This is a genomic window from Mycobacterium sp. 29Ha, assembly GCF_032883055.1.
Classification (GTDB): domain Bacteria; phylum Actinomycetota; class Actinomycetes; order Mycobacteriales; family Mycobacteriaceae; genus Mycobacterium; species Mycobacterium gallinarum.
The window spans coordinates 44,846-66,394 of the sequence record NZ_JAMQTI010000031.1 but is presented as its reverse complement, the minus strand read 5'-3'; the positions used below and the strand labels follow the sequence as shown (position 1 = coordinate 66,394).

23 protein-coding genes are annotated in these 21,549 nt (G+C 66.8%); 11 read left to right on the top strand and 12 right to left on the bottom strand.

The window, feature by feature from the left end; all coding sequences use genetic code 11:
- Positions 1–26: 26 nt before the first annotated feature.
- The 3 genes from M1248_RS29160 to M1248_RS29150 all read left to right on the top strand — a co-directional run bounded on the left by M1248_RS29160 (position 27) and on the right by M1248_RS29150 (position 2,355).
- Complete coding sequence (locus tag M1248_RS29160; RefSeq protein WP_174262011.1) at positions 27–428, top strand: DUF3099 domain-containing protein; 402 nt, start codon at positions 27–29, stop codon at positions 426–428.
- 147 nt (positions 429–575) lie between these two features.
- Positions 576–1,535: a sigma-70 family RNA polymerase sigma factor gene (locus M1248_RS29155; RefSeq protein ID WP_163685927.1), complete on the top strand. Its 960-nt coding sequence runs from the start codon at positions 576–578 to the stop codon at positions 1,533–1,535.
- Between the two features lie 124 nt (positions 1,536–1,659).
- The gene (locus M1248_RS29150; RefSeq protein ID WP_163726649.1) at positions 1,660–2,355 is read left to right on the top strand and encodes a metal-dependent transcriptional regulator; all 696 of its coding nucleotides are present in this window, start codon (positions 1,660–1,662) and stop codon (positions 2,353–2,355) included.
- Here the strand turns inward: M1248_RS29150 and M1248_RS29145 are convergent.
- Both M1248_RS29145 and M1248_RS29140 read right to left on the bottom strand, forming a co-directional pair.
- Positions 2,352–3,389 (bottom strand): DUF4192 domain-containing protein, encoded by a 1,038-nt coding sequence (locus M1248_RS29145; RefSeq protein WP_163726646.1) that lies wholly within the window; start codon positions 3,387–3,389, stop codon positions 2,352–2,354. The genes M1248_RS29150 and M1248_RS29145 overlap by 4 nt on opposite strands.
- 97 nt (positions 3,390–3,486) lie before the next feature.
- Positions 3,487–4,167 (bottom strand): hypothetical protein, encoded by a 681-nt coding sequence (locus tag M1248_RS29140; RefSeq protein ID WP_317150502.1) that lies wholly within the window; start codon positions 4,165–4,167, stop codon positions 3,487–3,489.
- A gap of 151 nt (positions 4,168–4,318) precedes the next feature.
- On the opposite strand from M1248_RS29140, the gene sthA reads away from it, so the two are divergent.
- From sthA to M1248_RS29120, 4 genes are all read left to right on the top strand, one after another.
- A complete protein-coding gene (gene sthA / locus M1248_RS29135) occupies positions 4,319–5,725 on the top strand; it encodes a Si-specific NAD(P)(+) transhydrogenase (RefSeq protein WP_163736966.1) in 1,407 nt (468 codons plus the stop codon).
- A 126-nt stretch (positions 5,726–5,851) separates the two neighbouring features.
- Positions 5,852–6,820 (top strand): proteasome assembly chaperone family protein, encoded by a 969-nt coding sequence (locus tag M1248_RS29130; RefSeq protein ID WP_163726643.1) that lies wholly within the window; start codon positions 5,852–5,854, stop codon positions 6,818–6,820.
- Between the two features lie 32 nt (positions 6,821–6,852).
- The gene (locus M1248_RS29125) at positions 6,853–7,875 is read left to right on the top strand and encodes an alpha/beta fold hydrolase (RefSeq protein ID WP_163726640.1); all 1,023 of its coding nucleotides are present in this window, start codon (positions 6,853–6,855) and stop codon (positions 7,873–7,875) included.
- Positions 7,876–7,906: 31 nt separating this feature from the next.
- On the top strand, positions 7,907–8,593 hold the full coding sequence (locus tag M1248_RS29120) for a PhzF family phenazine biosynthesis protein (RefSeq protein WP_163726637.1): 687 nt from the start codon (positions 7,907–7,909) through the stop codon (positions 8,591–8,593).
- Between the two features lie 9 nt (positions 8,594–8,602).
- On the opposite strand, the gene nrdR is transcribed toward M1248_RS29120, so the two are convergent.
- Together nrdR and M1248_RS29110 are read right to left on the bottom strand one after the other, a co-directional pair.
- The gene (gene nrdR, locus M1248_RS29115) at positions 8,603–9,073 is read right to left on the bottom strand and encodes a transcriptional regulator NrdR (RefSeq protein ID WP_083123767.1); all 471 of its coding nucleotides are present in this window, start codon (positions 9,071–9,073) and stop codon (positions 8,603–8,605) included.
- A gap of 162 nt (positions 9,074–9,235) precedes the next feature.
- Complete coding sequence (locus M1248_RS29110) at positions 9,236–9,685, bottom strand: LysM peptidoglycan-binding domain-containing protein (RefSeq protein ID WP_163726633.1); 450 nt, start codon at positions 9,683–9,685, stop codon at positions 9,236–9,238.
- Between the two features lie 208 nt (positions 9,686–9,893).
- Between M1248_RS29110 and lexA the strand changes: the two genes are divergently transcribed.
- Positions 9,894–10,595 (top strand): transcriptional repressor LexA, encoded by a 702-nt coding sequence (gene lexA / locus M1248_RS29105; protein ID WP_163726630.1) that lies wholly within the window; start codon positions 9,894–9,896, stop codon positions 10,593–10,595.
- On the opposite strand, the gene M1248_RS29100 is transcribed toward lexA, so the two are convergent.
- Positions 10,592–12,637, bottom strand: a complete 2,046-nt coding sequence (locus M1248_RS29100; protein WP_317150501.1) for a hypothetical protein — start codon at positions 12,635–12,637, stop codon at positions 10,592–10,594. The genes lexA and M1248_RS29100 overlap by 4 nt on opposite strands.
- A gap of 420 nt (positions 12,638–13,057) precedes the next feature.
- Here M1248_RS29100 and M1248_RS29095 point away from each other — a divergent pair, with 420 nt between their 5' ends.
- Positions 13,058–13,297 (top strand): CsbD family protein, encoded by a 240-nt coding sequence (locus M1248_RS29095; protein ID WP_163726624.1) that lies wholly within the window; start codon positions 13,058–13,060, stop codon positions 13,295–13,297.
- Between the two features lie 148 nt (positions 13,298–13,445).
- On the opposite strand, the gene M1248_RS29090 is transcribed toward M1248_RS29095, so the two are convergent.
- The 6 genes from M1248_RS29090 to M1248_RS29065 are packed head-to-tail and all read right to left on the bottom strand — an operon-like array spanning position 13,446 to position 18,532.
- Positions 13,446–13,694, bottom strand: a complete 249-nt coding sequence (locus M1248_RS29090) for a hypothetical protein (protein ID WP_317150500.1) — start codon at positions 13,692–13,694, stop codon at positions 13,446–13,448.
- Positions 13,695–13,720: 26 nt separating this feature from the next.
- Positions 13,721–15,136, bottom strand: a complete 1,416-nt coding sequence (gene hflX, locus M1248_RS29085) for a GTPase HflX (RefSeq protein ID WP_317150499.1) — start codon at positions 15,134–15,136, stop codon at positions 13,721–13,723.
- A gap of 45 nt (positions 15,137–15,181) precedes the next feature.
- Complete coding sequence (gene dapF / locus M1248_RS29080; RefSeq protein ID WP_317150498.1) at positions 15,182–16,054, bottom strand: diaminopimelate epimerase; 873 nt, start codon at positions 16,052–16,054, stop codon at positions 15,182–15,184.
- Between the two features lie 4 nt (positions 16,055–16,058).
- The gene (gene miaA / locus M1248_RS29075; RefSeq protein ID WP_163726613.1) at positions 16,059–16,967 is read right to left on the bottom strand and encodes a tRNA (adenosine(37)-N6)-dimethylallyltransferase MiaA; all 909 of its coding nucleotides are present in this window, start codon (positions 16,965–16,967) and stop codon (positions 16,059–16,061) included.
- Positions 16,964–17,647 (bottom strand): hypothetical protein, encoded by a 684-nt coding sequence (locus M1248_RS29070; protein ID WP_163726610.1) that lies wholly within the window; start codon positions 17,645–17,647, stop codon positions 16,964–16,966. The genes miaA and M1248_RS29070 overlap by 4 nt, the downstream gene beginning before the upstream one ends.
- Positions 17,648–17,656: 9 nt before the next feature.
- Positions 17,657–18,532, bottom strand: a complete 876-nt coding sequence (locus M1248_RS29065) for a DMT family transporter (protein ID WP_163726607.1) — start codon at positions 18,530–18,532, stop codon at positions 17,657–17,659.
- A 167-nt stretch (positions 18,533–18,699) separates the two neighbouring features.
- Here M1248_RS29065 and M1248_RS29060 point away from each other — a divergent pair, with 167 nt between their 5' ends.
- Positions 18,700–20,076, top strand: coding sequence for a DUF349 domain-containing protein (locus M1248_RS29060; protein ID WP_317150497.1), 1,377 nt, complete (start codon positions 18,700–18,702; stop codon positions 20,074–20,076).
- Here the strand turns inward: M1248_RS29060 and M1248_RS29055 are convergent.
- On the bottom strand, positions 20,073–20,837 hold the full coding sequence (locus M1248_RS29055) for a hypothetical protein (RefSeq protein ID WP_317150496.1): 765 nt from the start codon (positions 20,835–20,837) through the stop codon (positions 20,073–20,075). The two genes, M1248_RS29060 and M1248_RS29055, sit on opposite strands and share 4 nt — an antisense overlap.
- Before the next feature lie 73 nt (positions 20,838–20,910).
- On the opposite strand from M1248_RS29055, the gene M1248_RS29050 reads away from it, so the two are divergent.
- Complete coding sequence (locus M1248_RS29050; protein WP_232076070.1) at positions 20,911–21,537, top strand: TetR/AcrR family transcriptional regulator; 627 nt, start codon at positions 20,911–20,913, stop codon at positions 21,535–21,537.
- Positions 21,538–21,549 lie beyond the last annotated feature (12 nt).

Here is a 21,549-nt window from a genome sequence, read left to right as displayed (position 1 = left end):
GACGCCGAGTGTGGAACAGTGGAGGTATGAAACACGGCCCAGAGCTGAGTTTCGATGACGACGGCCGACCGATCCTGATCACCCAGGCCGCACCCTCATACGAAGTCCAGCACCGCGAGCGGGTACGCAAGTATCTGGCGCTGATGTTCTGGCGCATTCCCGCACTCATCGCCGCCGCGGTGGCGTACGGCATTTGGGAGAACGGGCTCATCTCCCTGGCGATCCTGGTGGCGTCGATCCCCCTGCCGTGGATCGCGGTACTCATCGCCAACGATCGGCCGCCGCGTCGCGCCGAAGAACCGCGTCGCTACGAGTCCGCACGCCGAATTCCGTTGTTCCCCACAGCGGAGCGACCGTCGCTGGAATATCGCGCGCACTCGACGCGGCAATCGGGTGAGGGCGATTCGCAACGCGATTTCGCGGACTGAGGATTTTCTATCGCATTTCTCAGCACATTCTCAGGTCAAGATCGAATAACCGCAGATCAGAAGGTGTGAAGCAACCGATCCTTGGGAACTCCTACGGGCAGATGGGCGTTATAGCTCATGACAGTTCGACCCGATCAGGAGGCCGTGATGGCAAATGCCACCCTTACCCGCATCGAGGGCGATCTGGACGCCCAGAGTCCAGCCGCCGACCTCGTACGCGTCTACTTGAACGGCATTGGCAAAACGGCCTTGCTCAATGCCGCCGATGAGGTTGAGCTCGCAAAGCGCATTGAGGCAGGTCTTTACGCGCAGCATTTGCTCGCGACGCGTAAGCGCCTGGGCGAGAGCCGCAAACGTGATCTTGGCGCCGTCGTCCGGGACGGCGAAGCCGCCCGTCGCCACCTTCTGGAAGCCAACCTGCGTCTGGTGGTGTCGCTGGCCAAGCGCTACACCGGTCGCGGGATGCCGCTGCTCGACCTGATCCAGGAGGGCAACCTCGGCCTGATCCGCGCGATGGAAAAGTTCGACTACGCCAAGGGGTTCAAGTTCTCGACCTATGCGACGTGGTGGATCCGTCAGGCGATCACCCGCGGCATGGCCGACCAGAGCCGCACGATCCGGCTTCCGGTCCACCTCGTCGAGCAGGTCAACAAGCTCGCCCGGATCAAGCGCGAAATGCACCAGAATCTGGGGCGCGAGGCGACCGATGAGGAACTCGCCGAAGAGTCGGGCATCCCGGTCGAGAAGATCACCGATCTGCTCGAGCACAGCCGCGATCCGGTGAGCCTGGACATGCCGGTCGGTAGCGACGAGGAAGCGCCGCTGGGCGACTTCATCGAGGACGCCGAGGCGATGTCGGCCGAGAACGCAGTGATCTCCGAATTGCTGCACACCGATATCCGCCATGTGCTGGCCACGCTCGACGAACGTGAGCAACAGGTCATCCGTTTGCGTTTCGGCCTGGACGACGGACAGCCGCGCACCCTGGACCAGATCGGCAAGCTGTTCGGTCTGTCCCGCGAGCGCGTCCGCCAGATCGAGCGCGAGGTGATGGCCAAGCTCCGCAACGGCGAACGTGCCGATCGGTTGCGGTCTTACGCCAGCTGAGAGCGTTTTCGCTGAATGCCCGCCGGTCCGCCGGCGGGCATTCTTAGTTGTACGTGTCGGGGTGCGTAGCGGCGCAGTTCATGCCCCTTGGCCGGTAGACTCGCCCGTGACGGAGGGTTGTGAAATGAACGATCTGGTCGATACCACCGAGATGTACCTGCGGACCATCTACGACCTCGAGGAAGAGGGCGTGGTGCCGCTGCGTGCGCGTATCGCCGAGCGACTCGACCAGAGCGGTCCAACCGTCAGCCAGACCGTATCCAGGATGGAACGCGACGGGCTGCTTCACGTCGCGGGCGACCGACATCTCCAGCTCACCGACAAGGGCCGCGGACTGGCCGTGGCGGTGATGCGCAAGCACCGGCTCGCCGAGCGACTCCTGGTCGACGTGATCGGGCTGCCCTGGGAGGAAGTGCACGCCGAGGCCTGTCGGTGGGAGCACGTGATGAGCGAGGACGTCGAGCGCCGCCTGGTGCGGGTGCTCGACAACCCCACCACCTCCCCGTTCGGCAATCCGATTCCCGGCCTTGCCGAGCTAGGACTGGCCTCGAGCGAGTCGGGCGCCGACCAGATCAACCTGGTTCGGCTCACCGAGCTGCCCGCCGGAATGCCCGTAGCTGTCGTCGTGCGACAGCTGACCGAGCACGTGCAGGGCGACGTCGAGCTGATCGGACGGCTCAAGGACGCCGGCGTGGTGCCCAATGCGCGCGTCACGGTCGAGGTCAACGACCACGGTGGCGTCATGATCGTGATCCCCGGCCACGAGCAGGTCGAACTGCCTCACCACATGGCGCACGCCGTGAAGGTCGAGAAGGTCTAACCCGCGCGGCGCCCGAACGCGCGCTTGGCCGGCAATCGAACTCCCAGCCGATCTGCCAACCGGTATCCGGTCGTGGCCAGGTCACGAATCTGCTCCGGTCGCATCCCCGATTGCAGGGCGGTGTCGAGCATGCCCGCCATCCGATGGGTCTCGTCGCACCGTAGCGCCGCATCCAGCGACACTCCGGCCAGCGGCCCGTCGCCGCGGGCGTATGCCGAGAATGCCAGCAGCACAAGCGCTTCCACCCGCCATGGCTCGGGAAGCGTGCGGGACAGCTGCGCCCACAGCGCTTCGGCCTCTCCGGCGGCCTCGCCGACCGCCAGCGCGTAGAGCGTGTCGCGCACCAGCGGGTCGGTCAGCGCACAAGCCAGCCGTGCGGCCGCGTCATCGGACAGCGGCTGACCGTCGGCGACGTCGACCGCTGCGGCGATGGCCATTTCGACGTCGCGCCGCACATCGGCGTCCGACCGGTCGGCATCGCAGCTACCGATCGAAGCCTCGAGCGCGGCGCTGCGGGCCGGATCCGTCACCGCGATGACCCCCTGAAGTTCCGCGCGCCGCGAATAGAGCCTGCGGCCATCCAGTACCGCGGCCACGGCCAACGGCGATGCGGACGGGTCTTCGACGGTTCCGGCATTCCCGCAGCCGTCGGCGCAGTGCCAGTGTCCGCCGGCGGCGACGCGGTCAACGATGTGAGCCGCGAGCAATTCGATGCCGTGCTCGGCAAGTGTCGCCGACAGAGCGGCGGCCAGGTGGCGGTAGTCGTCGTTGCACATCCGGCAGCTCGCGCCGTCGTCATCGACGATGACCGCGATCGCCGCGTCGGGTCGCGCACTCGCGGCCACCTCGGCGATGTGGTCCACGGATGCAGCCACCTCATCGGAAAGATCAACGCGCATGACGCATCCCATCTCCCCGTGATCGACAGTCACCAAGACGAGAGACTTCTCGGGCACGAAGCCCAGGACTGCGGGCAGGGCGGCGATCAGTACGCCGGGGCGGTTGAGGCTGAAGTCGGGCGAATGCGGTGTCATGCTCCCACCGTGGTTCCCGGCGCCGACTCCCCCAGCCGTCACGACGTCGCACGGCCCGTCCATGTGGATCAAAATGCGATTGGGGATGACACGGGCGCTATCCGTCGCGGCGCAGCTTCACCACCGCGTCCCGGAACAGGGCGTCCAGCGACGAGGTGTCTGCCTGGTCCACCGCTGGGTCCTGTAGCCAGCTGGCGCTGACCCGAGTGTCGCCGACTTGGGCCGCGAAAGTCATCACCGTCCGCTCTGATTCCGCAGTCGTCACGGTCTGCTCGACGGCGTATACGTCGTCCGCGTCGACCGGCGGGGCGGGCAGCACCGTCACGACCACTGTCGATGCCTGTTCGCCCGCGCCCGCGTCGAACGACGGGCATGCACGCAGTTGCTCCAGCCGACTGCTCAAGGGCGGGACCGGTCGCATCACGACGACGATCAGCCTGCTCGCGGTCGCGCTGTCGACCCCTTCGACACCAACGGCCTCGCTGTGCCACATCACCGGCGGCGTGCAGGTGGGCGGGGTGACGACCTCGCCCCTCGGAACACCGTCGATGTCCTGCAACGCGCGGTCCAGCGCGCCGTCGTCGAGTTTCGCCGCCGTGTACTGCGGGGGGAAACGGTTGGGTTCGATGAGCAGCTGCGCAACCGGGACCGAGGCCTTTTCTTCTACGGCGGCTACCGGCTGCGAGGCCCCGACGACGACACGGCTGCATGCAGCGAGCGCCGACGCGGCCATCAGCAGCGCGCAGCCGCGCAGGCACCGCGACAGCCTGTCACCCATCGGCGCCATCGTCTCACCGCTGCGCCCGCCGACCGGTCAGGCGCGCGTATAGATCCGGGTTGGGTAGCGGCCGATTAATTTCACGTGGTGTTGACGCCCGTCGGCGTGCAAGATCCGTGCAACCGGCGTAGACCTTGTTGCCATGGGTTCCATGCTCGAATACGACCTCGTCGTCATCGGTTCTGGCCCGGGTGGCCAGAAGGCCGCGATAGCCGCGGCAAAGCTCGGCAAGACGGTCGCCATCATCGAACGCGGACGGATGCTTGGCGGGGTGTGCGTGACCACCGGGACGATCCCGTCGAAAACGCTACGGGAAGCCGTGCTCTACCTCACCGGCATGAACCAGCGCGAGCTCTACGGAGCCAGCTACCGGGTCAAGGAGAAGATCACCCCCGCCGACCTACTCGCCCGCACGTCTCACGTGATCGGTAAGGAGCAGGACGTCGTCCGTTCGCAGTTGATGCGCAACCGCATCGATCTCGTCCAGGGGCATGGCCGGTTCGTCGACGCGCACACCGTGCTGGTCGAGGAGCCCACCCGGGGCGAGCGCACAACCGTCAGCGGGGATCACGTCGTGATCGCCACCGGTACCAAGCCGGCGCGCCCGGCCGGCGTCGAGTTCGACGAAGACCGCGTCCTGGACTCCGACGGCATCCTCGACCTGAAGTCACTTCCCGCCACGATGGTGGTGGTGGGCGCCGGCGTGATCGGCATCGAGTACGCCTCCATGTTCGCCGCGCTCGGCACCAAGGTCACCGTGGTGGAGAAGCGCGACAACATGCTCGACTTCTGCGACCCGGAGATCATCGAGGCACTGAAGTTCCACCTGCGCGACCTCGCGGTGACGTTCCGGTTCGGAGAGGAGGTGACCGCCGTCGACGTCGGCGCCGCGGGCACGGTCACCACCCTGGCCAGCGGCAAGCAGATTCCGGCCGAGACGGTGATGTATTCCGCGGGCAGGCAGGGCCAGACCGAACACCTCGATCTGGCCAACGCCGGCCTGCAGACCGATGGGCGAGGGCGCATCACCGTCGATAGCAACTTCCAGACCCGCGTCGACCACATCTATGCCGTCGGGGACGTGATCGGATTTCCCGCATTGGCGGCCACTTCGATGGAGCAGGGCCGACTGGCCGCCTATCACGCATTCGGTGAACCGGCCAAGGGCATGACCGACCTTCAGCCGATCGGCATCTACTCCATCCCGGAGGTGTCGTATGTGGGTGCCACCGAGGTGGAACTGACCAAGAAGTGCCTGCCGTATGAGGTCGGCGTCTCGCGCTATCGGGAGCTGGCGCGTGGACAGATCGCCGGCGATTCCTACGGAATGCTGAAACTGCTGGTTTCGACGGACGACCTGAAGCTGCTCGGCGTCCACATCTTCGGCACCAGCGCGACCGAGATGGTCCACATCGGCCAAGCCGTGATGGGCTGCGGCGGAACCATCGAATACCTCGTCGACGCGGTCTTCAACTACCCCACGTTCTCGGAGGCCTACAAGGTCGCGGCACTGGACGTGATGAACAAACTGCGTGCTCTGAATCAATTTCGCCATTAGCGATTCTCGCGTCGACCACCGCCATTTGGCCGGGGTCGTACGTTTGGGGAACGCAACATGGGCCACACTGGTTGTCACGTTGGGAAAGGCGATCATCGCTTTTCACACCGTCGAGGAGGCGTGGAGATGGCGGACGAAGCTGATCAACCCGAGCAGCGTTACCAACCGGACCAGACCGGCATGTACGAGCTGGAGTTTCCAGCCCCGCAGCTGACGTCGCCCGATGGCCGCGGTCCGGTGTTGATCCATGCGCTCGAGGGCTTTTCCGACGCCGGCCATGCCATCAAGCTGGCCGCCCAGCACCTCAGGAATACCCTCGACACCGAGTTGGTGGCCTCCTTCGCGATCGACGAACTGCTGGATTACCGATCGCGCCGCCCTCTGATGACCTTCAAGACCGACCACTTCACCCACTACGAGGAACCCGAGCTCAGCCTCTACGCGATGCATGACAGTGTCGGCACGCCGTTTCTGCTGCTCGCCGGCCTGGAGCCGGACCTGCGGTGGGAGCGGTTTCTGACGGCCGTGCGGCTGCTGGCCGAGCGGCTCGGGGTGCGCCGGGTGATCGGCCTGGGGGCCATCCCGATGGCCGTCCCCCACACCCGTCCCATCACGCTGACGGCACACTCCAACGACAAGGAGCTGATCGCCGAACACCAGCCGTGGGTCGGTGAGGTGCAGGTGCCGGGCAGTGTGTCGAACCTCTTGGAGTTCCGGATGTCCCAGCACGGGTACGAGGTCGTCGGCTTCACCGTGCACGTGCCGCACTACCTCGCCCAGACCGACTACCCCGCCGCCGCGGAGGTGCTGCTGGCCGAGGTGGCCAAGACCGGCGGGCTCCAGATCCCCTTACAGGCGCTGGACGCCGCTGGCGCCGAGGTACTGCAGAAGATCAACGAGCAGGTCGAGGGCAGCACCGAGGTGGCCCAGGTGGTGACCGCACTGGAGCGTCAGTACGACGCTTTCGCCGCGGCCCAGGAGAACCGCTCGCTGCTCGCCCACGACGAGGATCTGCCCAGCGGCGAGGAACTCGGCGCGGAGTTCGAGCGATTCCTCCGGCAGCAGGACAGAGGTAAAGACGGCGACGCCAAATAGCGCCCGTCCGGAAGGGCAGCTAAGTTGTCGAAATGGCCGCGCGACCGACCAACCTGCGCCCGGTTCGGGAACTCACACCCGAGTTGGAGTTCCGCACCATCCACGGGTACCGGCGCGCGTATCGAGTGGCGGGCTCCGGACCAGCGATCCTGCTGATTCACGGCATCGGCGACAACTCCACCACCTGGAGCACGGTGCAGTCGAAGTTGGCCCAGCGATTCACCGTGATCGCGCCAGATCTGCTGGGCCACGGCAAGTCCGATAAGCCCCGCGCCGACTACTCGGTGGCCGCGTACGCCAACGGGATGCGGGACCTGCTGAGCGTGCTGGACATCGATCGGGTCACCGTCGTCGGTCACTCCCTGGGTGGCGGTGTGGCGATGCAGTTCGCCTACCAGTTCCCCCAGCTCGTCGAGCGGCTGATCCTCGTGGGAGCCGGCGGCGTGACCAAGGACGTCAATATCGCGCTGCGGGTCGCCTCACTGCCCATGGGCAGCGAGGCGTTGGCGTTTCTGCGTCTACCGTTGGTGTTGCCGGCGGTGCACGTCGTCGGGCGCGTGGCCGGAGCGATGTTCGGATCGACCGGGCTCGGCCGTGACATTCCTGACGTGCTTCGGATCCTCGCAGATCTGCCGGAGCCGACGGCCTCGTCGGCCTTCGCGCGCACGCTGCGCGCAGTTGTGGACTGGCGCGGCCAAGTGGTCACCATGCTCGACCGATGTTACTTGACTAAATCCGTTCCGGTGCAATTGATTTGGGGAAGTGCCGACTCGGTGATACCGGTCAGCCATGCCCGTCTGGCACATGCGGCGATGCCCGGCTCACGGCTGGAGATATTCGACGGTTCCGGGCACTTCCCGTTCCACGACGATCCCGACCGGTTCGTCGAGGTTCTCGAGCAGTTCATTCTTTCCACCGAACCCGCGGTCTACGACCAGGATTATCTGCGCGGATTGCTGCGCACCGGCATCGAAGAGGGTGCGATCTCCGGCTCGGTCGACACCCGGGTCGCCGTGCTCGACGCAATGGACCACGACGAGCGCAGCGCCACCTGAAGCCTCGACGCCACCTCGGTAGCATCGGTCCATGGCCATCGACGTAACGGTGCTGCGGGTCTTCACCGACCCCGACGGCAATTTCGGAAATCCGCTGGGCGTTGTCGACAACAGCACCGTCGAGCCCACCGACCGTCAACGGATCGCCACCCAATTGGGTTACAGCGAAACCATTTTCATCGATCTACCGCAAGGCGGCTCCAGTACGGCGCACGCGCGGATCTTCACCCCTGCCGTCGAATTGCCCTTCGCGGGTCACCCGACCGTGGGTGCCTCGTGGTGGCTGCGCGATCAGGGTTTCGCGATCAAGACGTTGCAGGTGCCCGCGGGCATCGTGCAGGTCAGCTACGACGGCGATCTCACGGCCGTGAGTGCGCGTGCGGAGTGGGCTCCGGACTTCGCGATCTATGACCTGGCGTCCGTCGACGAACTGATGGCGGCGGATCCGTCCGACTACACCGATGCGGCCGAGCACTATCTGTGGACCTGGCTCGACAAATCCGCCGGAATGATCCGGTCCCGGATGTTCGCGGCCGATCTCGGCGTCCCGGAGGACGAGGCCACCGGCGCCGCCGCGGTCCGTATCACCGACTACCTCAGCCAGGACCTGGAGATCGTGCAGGGCAAGGGGTCGAGAATCTCCACCGAGTGGAGCCCCGAGGGCTGGGTGCGGGTCGCGGGACGCGTCGTCAACGACGGCACGAAACAGATCGACTGAGGCGCCAGGTCAGCTCTGGGCCGGCTGCGGAGACTCGCGATGCTCACGCAGCTCCTTGATCTCGCGCTCGAAGTCCTCCGCCGACGTGAATCCGCGGTAAACCGAGGCGAATCGTAGGTAGGCGACCTCGTCGAGGTCACGGAGCGGACCGAGGATGGCCAGGCCCACCTCATTGCTGGGGACCTCGGCCGAGCCGGTGGCGCGCACCGCGTCCTCGACCTGCTGAGCAAGCAGGTTCAGCGCGTCGTCGTCTACCGCCCGGCCCTGACAGGCGCGGCGCACGCCCTTGACGACCTTCTCCCGGCTGAACGGCTCGGTGACACCGCTGCGCTTGACCACGGCGAGCACCGCCGTCTCGACAGTCGTGAAGCGACGACCGCATTCCGGGCATGATCTGCGGCGGCGAATGGCCTGGCCTTCGTCGGTTTCCCGGGAATCGACCACTCTGGAGTCGGGATGGCGACAGAACGGACAGTGCATCACCGCTCCTTCGCCACACCACCAAACGACCAACTCGAACTCCTCTGAGCGTACCTGCGCGGGAGTTCGCGAGCTCAGGTTCGTGTTGATTGGAACATATCCCGTCGTGGTGCTACCGAATGCCGTTGCGCGGCTGATGTTTTCACCGCCCATGGCACACCGTCAGCTGATCGGTGCGATCAGAGTCTGGCCGGCATGAATCGCCACAGTGTCGAGATGGTTGAGTTCGCGGATCCGGTCGACAACGCTTCCCACCGGCGCGTCGGGCGCCACTCGGCCCGCCACCTGCTGCAGCGTTTCGCCCGTCTGCACCTGAACCACCGCGAGCCGGTCGGGCACCGGGGCCGATTCGCCGACGACACCGCCGAACTGTGCCACCAGCCCGAGCCACACCGTGATGCCTGCGGCGACCATCGCCAACAGGACCGTCGTGACCGGGGTGATGGGCCGGCGCCGGCGCGGAGCGCGCGATACGAGGACACCGGAGCTGCGGTATCGCATCGGGGCGCCGCCGGGCCGCCGTGACGGTGGCCGCCGCCGTGCACCCGCGGGCCGGATACCCGGCCTGACCACAGGTGTTGCCTGGATTTCCCGCGTCTCGAGAATCGTCATCTTCCTGCCTTCCGGTCCAAGGTCGTTCGCTCTTGTGTTCGAACATACTCGCTCAGGTGTTCGATTAATAGAACATGTGATCGAACTGTTGCCAAACGATAGCGGCGCCCACCGACAAGTTCGGACGGCCGGATCTGGCACTCGCAGCCATCCGACACGCCTCGAACACATGTTTGATTAATCGGCTGTCACGGGCTACATTCGCGCCATGGACTCCAGCAGCGATACCCCGGGTGGCACAGACGGCACCGGCGGGCGAGGTGGGCTCGACACGGGTCTGACCGAGCGTCAACGCACCATTCTCGACGTGATCCGCGCCTCGGTGACCAGTCGCGGCTATCCCCCGAGCATCAGGGAGATCGGCGACGCGGTCGGACTGACGTCGACGTCGTCGGTGGCGCATCAACTCCGCACGTTGGAGCGCAAGGGCTATCTACGCCGCGACCCCAACCGTCCGCGCGCCGTGGACGTCCGAGGCGCCGACAATGCGCCACCGGTCGTCGCCACGGACGTCGCGGGCTCCGACGCCCTGCCGGAACCGACCTTCGTACCGGTGCTGGGCCGCATCGCCGCAGGCGGCCCGATCCTGGCCGAAGAGGCCGTCGAGGATGTCTTCCCGCTTCCGAAGGAATTGGTCGGCGAGGGCTCGCTGTTCCTGCTGAAGGTGGTCGGCGACTCCATGGTCGACGCGGCGATCTGTGACGGCGACTGGGTGGTCGTGCGTCAACAGAACGTTGCGGACAACGGCGATATCGTCGCCGCGATGATCGACGGTGAGGCGACGGTGAAGACGTTCAAGCGCACGCGCGGTCAGGTGTGGCTGATGCCGCACAACCCGGCGTTCGATCCGATTCCCGGCAACGACGCCGTCGTGCTGGGCAAGGTCGTGACGGTGATCCGCAAGATCTAGCGGGCCTCGGCGTCGGTGACGAAGCCGTTCACGCGCGCGAGTTCCTCACTGGCAAACCAGATTTCGGCACTGGCATCGTCGTACGCAGGACTGCCGGGCGCCCAATACACACCAGTCTTGGTATTCGCCTTGACCGGGTAGCCCTCCGGCGCCTCGTTCGGGTCGTCGAGTGGCACCAGGAAGGCGACGCGCTGCGTTGGCGGCTCGTCGTCGACATCGATGCGAGCATGGCGTCCGGTATCGATGAGGGGGTCGCGCTTGACCGCGGCGGCCGCCGCCGCGGCGGCAAGCGCCGCTTCGGCGGTCTGAATACGAGTCGGTGCAGTATCGACGGTGTCCGGGTCGTCGTCGTCATCGTCGGGCTCGTCATCGCGGGCCGGCGGCTCGTCGTTGTCGTTGGCGTCCGCGACGTCGTGCGAGGTCTCCTCAACGCTCGATGCCGACGAGGGCGCACCCCAAAGGTCTTCCTCCTCGTGCACGACCTCCGGTGGCATGTCCTCGCCCCGGCGCGGCAGTGTGCCCAATCCCCCGCCTGCGTAGCGATCGCCGAACATCGCCGCGGCGTACTCGTCGTCGGTAGTCACCCGATCCGGAGCGGCCGCGGTGCTGTACGCGGCATCGGCGTCGCCGCTGAATCGGACGTCTTGCATCGCAAGAGATTCGTCGGACGCAAAGGGATCGGCCTTGTTGCGGCGTCGCAGCGCGATCGCGAGCACGACGGCTCCGATCACTGCCACCAACGGTACGAGCGCCAGCAGCCACCACACGTTCGGTTTCAACCACTTGTTGGTGTCGTTGGAATCTGACGCCTGGGGGCTGCCCGGCGCCTCGGCCGCCGGCTGCTGGCCCGGCACCTCGAGGCCGGCCAATTCGGCGGCCAGATTGGCCGGTTCGGTGCTGAAGGTGTCTTTCGCTCGGTCCCACGAGATGACGCCACCGGTGAAGCGCTGCGTGACGACGTCGCCGGCCTCCGTCTGGTCGGCCATCGGCGCACCCAGCTCGCCCTTGGCCCCGCCGAGCCGGTCCCAGGCTGCCGCCATCGCACCCCGCACGATCACCGCACCGTGATCAGGCGTCCAGAAGATGACCGGCTTGTCCTCGGCCGCGAAGCTGGACATGCGGCTGGCAGTGGGCAGGCCGCCGTCGACCTCGCTGGTGAGCGGGAACCCGAGATCGCCTTCGGGCCCGCCGACGCTCTCGTACTTGGCCAGCACCTGTCCGGTCACGACATTCGCACCGGTGGCAGGTGTGTAGAAGATCGCGCCACCGGCGAAGTTCTGCCTCAGTCCGTCCTTGCCGACCGGGAAGGGCGCTCCGTCGGCGGCGCCCAGCGGCCCGAGCGGTCCTCCGGCGGCGCGCCGGGCAGCATTGATTGCCGCAGTCGGATCCTCGGGAAACTGCAGGTCGCCCAACTGAGCGGCAAGTTCCGGCGGCACGGTGGTAAAGGTCTTCTTGCGAACGTCATACGACAACTCGCCACCGGTGAACTTCTGCGAGACGACGGCACCCCTGTAGACCTCGTCCTCCGCTGGTACGCCGAGTGTGCCCGACGAACCCCCGAGCTTGTCCCACGCGCTGTTGAGCGGCCCACGGACCACGCGTGCCCCGGTTGCAGGTGTGAAGAAGATGACCGGCTTGTCCGTCGCGCTGAACGTGACGTTTCGGCTGTCCGGCGCCCGTCCGGGCCCCTCATCGATGGTGGGGAAACCGAGATCGCTGTCAGCTGGCCCGCCGAGCGACTCGTACTTCTCCAGGATGGCACCCTGGACGAAGTGTGCGCCGGTCGCAGGCGTGAAGAACATCTTGCCGCCAGCGAAGTTTTGACCAAAACCGGGGCCGGCCGGGTAGACGTCGCCGTTTCTGGGTCCCAGCGTGCCCCCGTCACCGCCGCTGGCCTCCCACGCCGCAGTGATCGCTGCGTTCGCGTCGGCGTCCGGTTGCGCCGCCGTGATCGGTGCCAACAAGACAGCCATCGACGCTGTCAGCAAACTGATTCCGAGCCGAGTGCGCACCATGCGGCGCCGACTCTTCTGCCCGCTCATTGACCCTCCCACAGTCGGCGCAAATTCCATGAAACGTATCGCGCCCGTCAACTGTCCGTCAGAAGACGTTAATAACCAAGGAACACACGCAAACTCTGAAAGAGAAAATACCCCGGCGATGTGCAAAATCCTCGGATCTTGCGCAGCGAAGCGCCGAATCGAATTGCCCGACGACCGGATACACGAAACTTCACATCGGAATGAAATCGGGGATTATGCACACCCGACGTCGACGGTCACCATGCGCAGCCATTGCTCTTGACTCCCCGGCTCGTGAGTTCTGTTGCCGCGGCAGCTATACCGCGATCAATCAACGTCAGACGCAATGTGACCTCAGCCACCGTGGTGCGGAATGGGTTTAGCGAATAGCCCAACCGGGGAATTTATGGGCCCCCTGACCCTCAGCAAGGAGGACAACGAATGTCGGACAAGAACAGCGGACCCGAAGAAGCCATCAAGGGCGTCGTCGAGGGCGTGAAGGGCAAGGTCAAGGAGGTCGCAGGCGCGGTCGCCGGACGTGACGACCTGTACCGCGAAGGCCAGGCTCAGCAGGACAAGGCCGAGGCCCAGCGCAACGCCGCACAAAAGGAAGCCGAAGCCGAGAGTGCACGGGCGGCAGCCAAGACCGCCGAGAAGAAGCAAGAAGCCGAGCAGAACTAGCGCTCAATCGAAAGGGTCCCCGAATCCCATTGGTTCGGGGGCCCTTTCGGCTGTCATCACGCGATCATCTCGGCAACAACGACCGCGGGCGCGTCGAGCGTCAAAATGTGGCCGGCACTGGGGACAAGAAGCGCGTACGCATTCGGAATCAGCGTCTCGGCACGCGCGAGCGCGGCATGCGGTCCGTCGCGTGGATGACTTCCCGGTCGCCGAGTGAAACGGTCGTCGGTGCGCCGATTCCGCGCAACTCGTCATCGGTCAGCGCGGTCGGCGCCACGAAATCCAATGGACATCGCCATGCGCGGACCGGGACTGGCCAATTACGCATGACGGCGTCGTACTCATCGAACAGCTGCGCCCGTGCCTGCTGGCTGCGAAACGGATCAAGCTTCGCCATGTGCGAAAGCGTAGCGATGCCGCGGCCTAGAACGTTGAGTACTCGGTCAAGCTGGCAGCCAACGGAACCGGCACGCGCGCCTTGATCCTCGTGCCCTCGGCGGTGTGCTCGGTCGCATCGACCCGGCCGTCGGCATGCACCTTGTTGACCAGATCGCCGCGGTCATAGGGAATCGTCACATCCACCACGGCGTCCGTCGGAGCGATGAGTTCGGCCATCCGCTGCTGAAGTCGCCCCAAACCGTCACCCGTGTGCGCGGAGACGAACACCGCATCCGGGAGAGCCCGCCGAAGCTGCGCCAGCGCGAGGTCGTCGGCTGCGTCGATCTTGTTGACCACCACCAACTCTGGTATCGGTTTGCTGTCATGGTCGGCGATCACCTCGTTGACCACCTGGCGCACCGCGTTGATCTGTGCCAGCGGGTTGACGTCGGAACCGTCGACGACATGCACGAGCAGGTCGGCGTCGACGACCTCCTCCAGAGTGGACCGAAACGCCTCGACCAACTGGGTCGGCAGGTGCCGGACGAACCCCACCGTGTCGGTCATGACGAAAGGCCTGCCGTCGGCGAATTCCCCACGGCGCGTTGTCGGTTCGAGGGTGGCGAACAACGCGTTCTCCACGAGGACACCGGCGCCGGTCAGTGCGTTGAGAAGACTCGACTTGCCCGCGTTGGTGTAGCCGACGATCGCGATCGACGCCACGTCGCTGGCCAACCGGCGGCTGCGCTGGGTGTCGCGGATCCTCTTCATGTCCTTGATTTCTCGGCGCAGCTTGGACATTCGCTCACGGATGCGCCTGCGGTCCGTCTCGATCTTCGTCTCGCCGGGTCCGCGGGTACCCACACCGCCACCGGCGCCGCCGGCCCGGCCACCGGCCTGCCGAGACATCGACTCACCCCAGCCGCGCAGCCTGGGCAGCATGTACTCCATCTGCGCGTACGCCACCTGCGCTTTGCCTTCGCGGCTCGTGGCGTGCTGGGCGAAGATGTCGAGGATCAGCGCGGTCCGGTCTATCACCTTGACCTTGACGGCCTTCTCCAGCGCGTTGAGCTGCGCGGGGCTCAGCTCTCCGTCGCAGATCACCGTGTCGGCCCCGGTCGCAAGCACCACTTCACGCAGTTCTGCCGCCTTGCCCGAGCCGATGTACGTCGACGGGTCCGGCTTGTCGCGGCGCTGCACGAGACCTTCGAGCACCTGCGAGCCGGCGGTCTCGGCGAGCGCGGCCAGTTCGGCCATGCTGGCTTCGACGTCCGCGGCACTGCCCTCGGTCCACACGCCGACCAGCACGACGCGTTCCAGCCGAAGCTGGCGATACTCGACCTCGGATACGTCGGAGAGTTCGGTCGACAAACCCGCCACGCGGCGCAGCGCCGCGCGGTCTTCGAGGGCGAGCTCACCCGCGCTGGGTGTCTCGTTGACTGGGAATTTGGGATACGTCATAAGCGATTACAGACTGACACGTCCAAAGGTGCCGATGCACATGAATTAACGCTGGGCGCCACGCCACCATTCCTCGGATAGTTCGCCGTTGGCCACCAGGACGGACGGGCCACGGAGGTAGCTGGACGCATCGGTGATCGTGACGGCGACGGCGCCGCCGGGGATGTGCACCCGCAGTGAGCCGGTGCCCGCACCTCCGTATGCCAGCGCCGCGACGGCAGCAGCGACGGTTCCAGTGCCACAGGACCGCGTCTCGCCGACACCACGTTCGTGCACCCGCATCGACACGGCCCCGTCCACCGGAGCCGTCAGCACCTCGATGTTGACTCCTTCGGGAAATTGCCCACGGTCGAACGACACCGGCGCCGCGACGTCCAGCGCCGCCAGTTCGCCGAACGTCATGACGGGGTCGACGCACGCCAGATGCGGATTGCCGACATCGATGGCCAGGCCCGCGAACGGTCTGCCGCCCACGATCGCCTCGCCGACACCCAGTTGGTTGGTCTTGCCCATTTCGACGGTGACGTCCGCGGCCGTGGCGTCCCAGTCGTGCAGCACGACCGGCCGCGGTCCCGCCAGGGATCCGACGACGAACTCGTCGCGGCTCTCCAACCCAGACGCGCGCAGGTAGTGCGCGAACACCCGGACCCCGTTGCCGCACATCTGCGCGATCGACCCGTCGGCGTTGCGGTAGTCCATGTACCAGTCGTCTGGGGCCACACCCTCGGGAATCCGGTCGAAGACGCCCGCTGAATGCGCCGCGGCGGCCTTGGTGACCCGCAAGACGCCATCGGCGCCGAGACCCTGGCGGCGGTCGCACAGCGCGGCCACCGCGACCGGCGACAGCCGCAATTCGCCCTCGGGGTCGGGCAACACGACAAAGTCGTTCTGGGTGCCGTGCCCTTTGGCGAACTTCACCTGCTCAGGATACGTCCCGCCAGATGCGCAGCGTTTCCTCGACGGTGCCACCCGCTGCACCGTCGAGCCAGCTGATGCGGTGGTCGCGACGAAACCACGACCGCTGCCTGCGCACATAACGGCGGGTTCCGAAGAACGTCGGTTCGCGTGCCGCCGTCCCGTCGCCGCCGTCATCGAGGTCGGCGATCACCTGGGCGTACCCGAGTGCCCTCGCGGCTGTCACACCGTCGCGCAGGCCGCGGTCCAGAAGTGCGCGGACCTCCTCCACCAGTCCATCGCGGAACATCTTGTCGGTGCGCTGCATCAGACGTTCATCGAGAACCGTTGTCTCCCAGTCGAGTCCGACAATCGCGGTGTCCCACCGAGGAGCACCGATCGCCGGGAAGGATGCGGCGAACGGCTGGCCCGTCAACTCGACCACCTCCAGCGCGCGCACGATGCGGCGTCCGTCCGTGGGCAGGATCGACGCGGCGGCGTCGGCGTCCGCCGCGGCCAGCTCAGCGTGCAGGGCGCTGACACCGACCTCGGCGAGGCGTTGCTCGTACTTGGCGCGCACCGCCGGGTCTGTCGCGGGGAAGGTCCATTCGTCGAGCAGCGATTGGACGTACATCATCGACCCGCCGACGACGACCGGCACCGCGCCACGGTTGGCGATGGCCTCGATGTCGGCGGCGGCGGCCTGCTGGTAGCGCGCCACACTCGCGGTTTCGGTCACCTCGAGGACGTCGAGCTGATGATGCGGGATGCCGCGCCGCTCGGCGACCGTCAGTTTCGCGGTCCCGATGTCCATGCCGCGGTAGAGCTGCATGGCGTCGGCATTCACGATCTCGCCCCCGACGCGTTCGGCCACCGCCAGCGCAAGCTCGGATTTTCCGGTGCCGGTCGGGCCGACGATCGCGATCGGTCGCGTCATGGAAGCCAGACGCCGGCGAAGTATCCGACTCCATAGGGCGCGCCACGGTACAGCTCCTTGACCGACCGCGGCTCCGGCTCGAGGCCGGCCAGCACCTGATAGGCCACCCGGCCGACGATCGTGGCCGGCAGCCGAGTGAGCGCCGCCGCATCGCCCGTGGCCAGCGCGTCATCGAGGGCGGCCTGTACGGGGATCGAATCCGGGTCGTAACCGCCGGGCGCGGGCTGGGTCAGGGTGTTCGCGCCGTCGGCGACGACGAGAACCCCGGCGGGGTCGGCGGCTTCGTCGATCTCGGCGCGCAGCCGCCGACCGAGATCCAGCGCCGCGTCGACGCCGTGATCGTCGGCGAAGATCCGCACCTCGGTGGTCGCGTCGGGGTTGACCTGCCCGCGCAGCCAGCCGGCCGCCAACGCGCACAGCGGCAGTTCCGTCGGCGCGCCGGAGTCATCGGCCGACAACGCGACCCGCACGTCGACGCCGTACCCGGCGAACGTCCCCGTCTGCGGGGGTGTCACGACGCCGTCGGCGCGTCCGACTCCGACGGCGATCCACCGTGCGGGCAGTGCAGCCGCGGATGTGAACAGCGCCGCACGAAGCTCGGCCAGCTCGGCAGCGCCGCCCGAGGCCAGTTCGGGCACCATGACGGGCGCCGACGGGACGATCGCGATTGCGCTCAGCACGTTGCCACGCTAATGCCGCGTCGCGCGCTGCCCTGCGTCGGCCGCTTCGCCGCGGGCGAGCGCACCGGTCGCGAAGACCATCACCGCAAAGGCGGCGATCAGGGTGAACCAGCCCGCATCTCCCGGGCGCAGCGACTCGCCGAGGATCACCACTCCGAGGGCCGACGCCACCACCGGCTCGGTGACGGTCATGGTCGGCAGCGACGCGGTCAGCGAGCCCGCCCGGAAAGAGAACTGCTGCCACGCGGTGCCCGCAACCGCGACGATCGCCCACGCATAAAGCTCCGGTGTGCTGAGCAGGGCGAGAAGCCCGTCATCGAGCCGATCCACCACGCCCTTGGTCAGTACCGCGAACACCCCCCACAACGCGCCCGACACCACCGCCAACAGCACGGCACTGATCGGCCCCTCGAGCATGCTGCCGGCGATCACGCACACCACCAGCACCGGCCCGAGCACCGCGACCACCGCTCCCCAGGTTTCGAACGAGGCGCGGGAATGGCCTGCGGTCGGATTGCCGACGGTGACGATGACCGCGACCGAGGCGGCCAGCAGCGCCGCCCACGTCCACTCCCACCTCGTCACCCGGCGGTGTGACAGCCGCGCGTTGATCGGCAGGGCGAACAGCAGCGAGGTCACCAGCAGTGCCTGCACCAGCAGCACGGAACCGAGGCCCAGCGCCGCGGCCTGCAACGTGAAGCCGACCGCCGCGACCAGGCTGCCCAGCCACCACCGGCGATCGCGCAACAACTGCAGAAACAGTGCCGCGTGACTGACCTGCTCCTCGGTCACCTCGTGCGCCTGACGTTGGTGCATGACGTCACCGATCGCGATGAACAGAGCAGCGCCGAGGGCGAGCAGGACGGCGAAATCCGCCTTGACCATCGGGCTCCTTCCGTCGTCGTCGATCAGAGCGTAGGCAGATGCATCGTGAAAGCCGTGCGCACACGGCGGGGCGACCTGTTTGAATAGCGTGCGGAAGAGACAGCTATTGGGCGCCGCGTCGCGCGGCAGGTGCGCGGAACACCGCGCGGAGGGTACGAGAAACGAACATGACGATCAGCGAGCCAGGAGGCCAGGCCTCCTCCCCCGAATCCGCGTCCGGGCCTCTCCCGCCCAAACCCGCGCCCGGGGCTCTCCCGCCCAAACCCGCCCCGAGGCCGGGACCGCCGCGCCCGACCCCTCGCCCCGGCAAGCCGGCAGCGACGATCGCGGTGCCCGCCTCCAGCGACCCGCACCGGTTCGGCAGGGTCGACCCCGACGGAACGGTTTGGCTGATCACCGGTTCGGGTGAACGCGTCATCGGCTCGTGGCAGGCGGGCGACACAGAAGCGGCATTCGCGCATTTCGGCAGGCGCTTCGACGATCTGCACACCGAAGTCGCTCTCATGGAGAGCCGGCTCGAGTCCGGTACCGGCGACGCCCGCAAGATCAAGGCGGCGGCCGCCGCGCTGGCCGAGACGCTGGCCGACGCCCACGTGCTGGGCGATGTCGACGCCGTCGCAGCGAGGCTGGCCGCCATTGTCGAACATGCCGACGAAACCGCACAGGCCGACAAGGCCAAGCGCGAGGAGCATCGTGCCGCCCAGATCGCACGCAAGGAAGCGTTGGCGGCGGAGGCCGAGGAGCTCGCGGCCAATTCCACCCAATGGAAGGTCGCCGGCGACCGCTTGCGCGAGATTCTCGACGAGTGGCGCACCATCACCGGTCTCGACCGCAAAACCGACGACGCGCTGTGGAAGCGCTATTCAGCGGCCCGTGAGGCGTTCAACCGCAGGCGGGGCTCGCATTTCGCCGACCTCGACCGCGAACGTGCCGGCGCCCGGCAGGCCAAGGAAGCGCTCTGCGAACGCGCCGAGGCGTTGGCCGACTCCACGGACTGGGGTCCGACGGCTGCGGCGTTCCGCGACCTGCTGACCGAGTGGAAAGCCGCAGGGCGGGCGGCCAAGGACGTCGACGACGCGTTGTGGCAGCGGCTCAAAGCGGCCCAGGACACCTTCTTCTCGGCGCGCAACGCCGCCAACGCCGAGCGCGACACCGAGTTCCGCGCCAACGCCGAGGCGAAAGAAAGGCTGCTCGCCGAGGCCGAGAAAATCGACACCAGCGACCTCGACGCGGCCAGGGCTGCGCTGCGGGTTATCGGCGACAAGTGGGACGCGATCGGCAAGGTGCCGCGCGAGCGGGGCGCCGACCTGGAACGCCGACTGCGCGCGATCGAGAAGAAGGTGCGCGACGCTCCCACCAGCGGTGTGGATCCCGAAGCGAAGGCGCGCGCCGATCAATTCCGTGCTCGCGCAGAACAATACGAGCGTCAGGCTGAGAAGGCTGCGGCTGCCGGGCGGGAGAAGGATGCCGCCGAGGCGCGGGCCAACGCCGAGCAGTGGCGGCAGTGGGCCGACGCCGCGGCCGAAGCCCTGGGCAAGCGCTAGGGCACTCCAGCCCGCGCCACCGCTCGTTTCGGTATCACCCGCCGGAACAGAATTGGTTGTGCTGCAACACCGTTCGACTCGAAGGTGGCCAGTACGAAACGTCGGAACGACGGCCGCAGGATCAGGTGCGGCAGGAATGTCCGAAAGTTCGGCCAGCTCGCGTGATTGATGATGCCGTAGTCGTCGCATTCGCCGGGTAGCGGCTCGAAAACGGTCGAGTCGGGCAACGCGGTCTTGGCAACGAACCATCCCGCCGTGTCCTCCCACACGCGCAAGAGCCGGCGCGGATCGTCCGCGTAGAAGAAGTTGAACAGGAACACCGACGACTTGTCGTGGTCGACATCGGCGATTCGCCGGACGTTGTGAGCGGCTAGCTCGTAGGTCCTGGCCGCCGCCGAATCGAGCCGATCCTTCAACCGACGGTAAGAGTCACCGCCCTTTAGTGTCACCGCGGTTTCAGGGTCGAGAGTCTCTATGAGAACCACCACGTCGAATCGCGCAGGCGTGATCGCACGTGCGCGAAGAAGGTCATGGCCCATCCCGGGCGCGACCAATCGTGCGTCGAACAGGAGCGCCTGCGTCGCGCCGTGTATCTGCTCGAGCTGGGCGATGTCCTCGGAGAGCGCGGACAACAGCGCGGCCTTGCGTCGGCTGTTCGGCAAGAGCGGCAGCCGACGGTCCACGGTCGCCGCCAGCATCAGGTATCCGTGGTCGGTCGGTGGCACCAGCCGGGCCGGCATCGTTTCCGAGCGAACAGGCATTTCGAGTCCCTTCATCAGGTATTCAACGGTGATGAATTGAGATTAGATCGGCTGCGGCTATAATTCAACTGTGATGAATAAAGGGCCTGGGCGGCGCGGTCCCGGGCGTCGCGCAGGCGGCCCCGACACCAGAGCGCAGATCCTCAACGCCGCCCGGGCACGTTTCGTCGAGATCGGATTCCGCGCGGCGACGATGCGCATGATCGCCGCCGACGCGGGTGTGGATCCCGCCCTGATCAGCTACTTCTTCGGGTCCAAGCAAGAGCTTTTCGGGGAGGCGTTCGCGCTTCGGGCCAACCCGGTGACTGTCATCGAAGAGCAGATCGCCGGTCCGGTCACCGATCTGGCGCGTCGACTGCTGACCGCTTTGGTACGGACGTGGGACGACGCTGAGAACCGCGCGACTCTGGTGGCCATCGCGCACGCCGGCGGTGGCGGGGAAAGCCCGGCACTCACAAGGGGTTTCGTCGAAGCGGCACTCGATGCGCCGGTCGTGGCGCGGTTGACCGAGGAAGGCATGCCCACCGCTCAGGCGCAACGGTGCTCTGCCGTCCTCGTCACGCAATTGGTCGGCGTGATCTATGCGCGCTACGTGCTGGAGGTGGCGTCAGTCGCCGCACTGTCGACGGAGGAGTTCATCGACGCATACTCGCCCGCGGTGTCCGCCGCGCTGGAGGGAGACCTGCCTCGGCGCGACTGACGCTCGTCCAGG

Coding starts and splice junctions, on each gene's coding strand:
- M1248_RS29060 (WP_317150497.1), top strand. CDS start 18,700: ATGACGATCAGCGAGCCAGGAGGCCAGGCCTCCTCCCCCGAATCCGCG.
- M1248_RS29100 (WP_317150501.1), bottom strand. CDS start 12,637: ATGAGCGGGCAGAAGAGTCGGCGCCGCATGGTGCGCACTCGGCTCGGA.
- hflX (WP_317150499.1), bottom strand. CDS start 15,136: ATGACGTATCCCAAATTCCCAGTCAACGAGACACCCAGCGCGGGTGAG.
- lexA (WP_163726630.1), top strand. CDS start 9,894: ATGGACTCCAGCAGCGATACCCCGGGTGGCACAGACGGCACCGGCGGG.
- nrdR (WP_083123767.1), bottom strand. CDS start 9,073: ATGCACTGTCCGTTCTGTCGCCATCCCGACTCCAGAGTGGTCGATTCC.
- sthA (WP_163736966.1), top strand. CDS start 4,319: ATGCTCGAATACGACCTCGTCGTCATCGGTTCTGGCCCGGGTGGCCAG.
- M1248_RS29160 (WP_174262011.1), top strand. CDS start 27: ATGAAACACGGCCCAGAGCTGAGTTTCGATGACGACGGCCGACCGATC.
- M1248_RS29145 (WP_163726646.1), bottom strand. CDS start 3,389: ATGACACCGCATTCGCCCGACTTCAGCCTCAACCGCCCCGGCGTACTG.
- M1248_RS29110 (WP_163726633.1), bottom strand. CDS start 9,685: ATGACGATTCTCGAGACGCGGGAAATCCAGGCAACACCTGTGGTCAGG.
- M1248_RS29090 (WP_317150500.1), bottom strand. CDS start 13,694: ATGGCGAAGCTTGATCCGTTTCGCAGCCAGCAGGCACGGGCGCAGCTG.
- M1248_RS29140 (WP_317150502.1), bottom strand. CDS start 4,167: ATGGGTGACAGGCTGTCGCGGTGCCTGCGCGGCTGCGCGCTGCTGATG.
- M1248_RS29120 (WP_163726637.1), top strand. CDS start 7,907: ATGGCCATCGACGTAACGGTGCTGCGGGTCTTCACCGACCCCGACGGC.
- M1248_RS29055 (WP_317150496.1), bottom strand. CDS start 20,837: ATGCCTGTTCGCTCGGAAACGATGCCGGCCCGGCTGGTGCCACCGACC.
- M1248_RS29155 (WP_163685927.1), top strand. CDS start 576: ATGGCAAATGCCACCCTTACCCGCATCGAGGGCGATCTGGACGCCCAG.
- M1248_RS29095 (WP_163726624.1), top strand. CDS start 13,058: ATGTCGGACAAGAACAGCGGACCCGAAGAAGCCATCAAGGGCGTCGTC.
- miaA (WP_163726613.1), bottom strand. CDS start 16,967: ATGACGCGACCGATCGCGATCGTCGGCCCGACCGGCACCGGAAAATCC.
- M1248_RS29130 (WP_163726643.1), top strand. CDS start 5,852: ATGGCGGACGAAGCTGATCAACCCGAGCAGCGTTACCAACCGGACCAG.
- M1248_RS29050 (WP_232076070.1), top strand. CDS start 20,911: ATGAATAAAGGGCCTGGGCGGCGCGGTCCCGGGCGTCGCGCAGGCGGC.
- M1248_RS29150 (WP_163726649.1), top strand. CDS start 1,660: ATGAACGATCTGGTCGATACCACCGAGATGTACCTGCGGACCATCTAC.
- M1248_RS29125 (WP_163726640.1), top strand. CDS start 6,853: ATGGCCGCGCGACCGACCAACCTGCGCCCGGTTCGGGAACTCACACCC.
- M1248_RS29065 (WP_163726607.1), bottom strand. CDS start 18,532: ATGGTCAAGGCGGATTTCGCCGTCCTGCTCGCCCTCGGCGCTGCTCTG.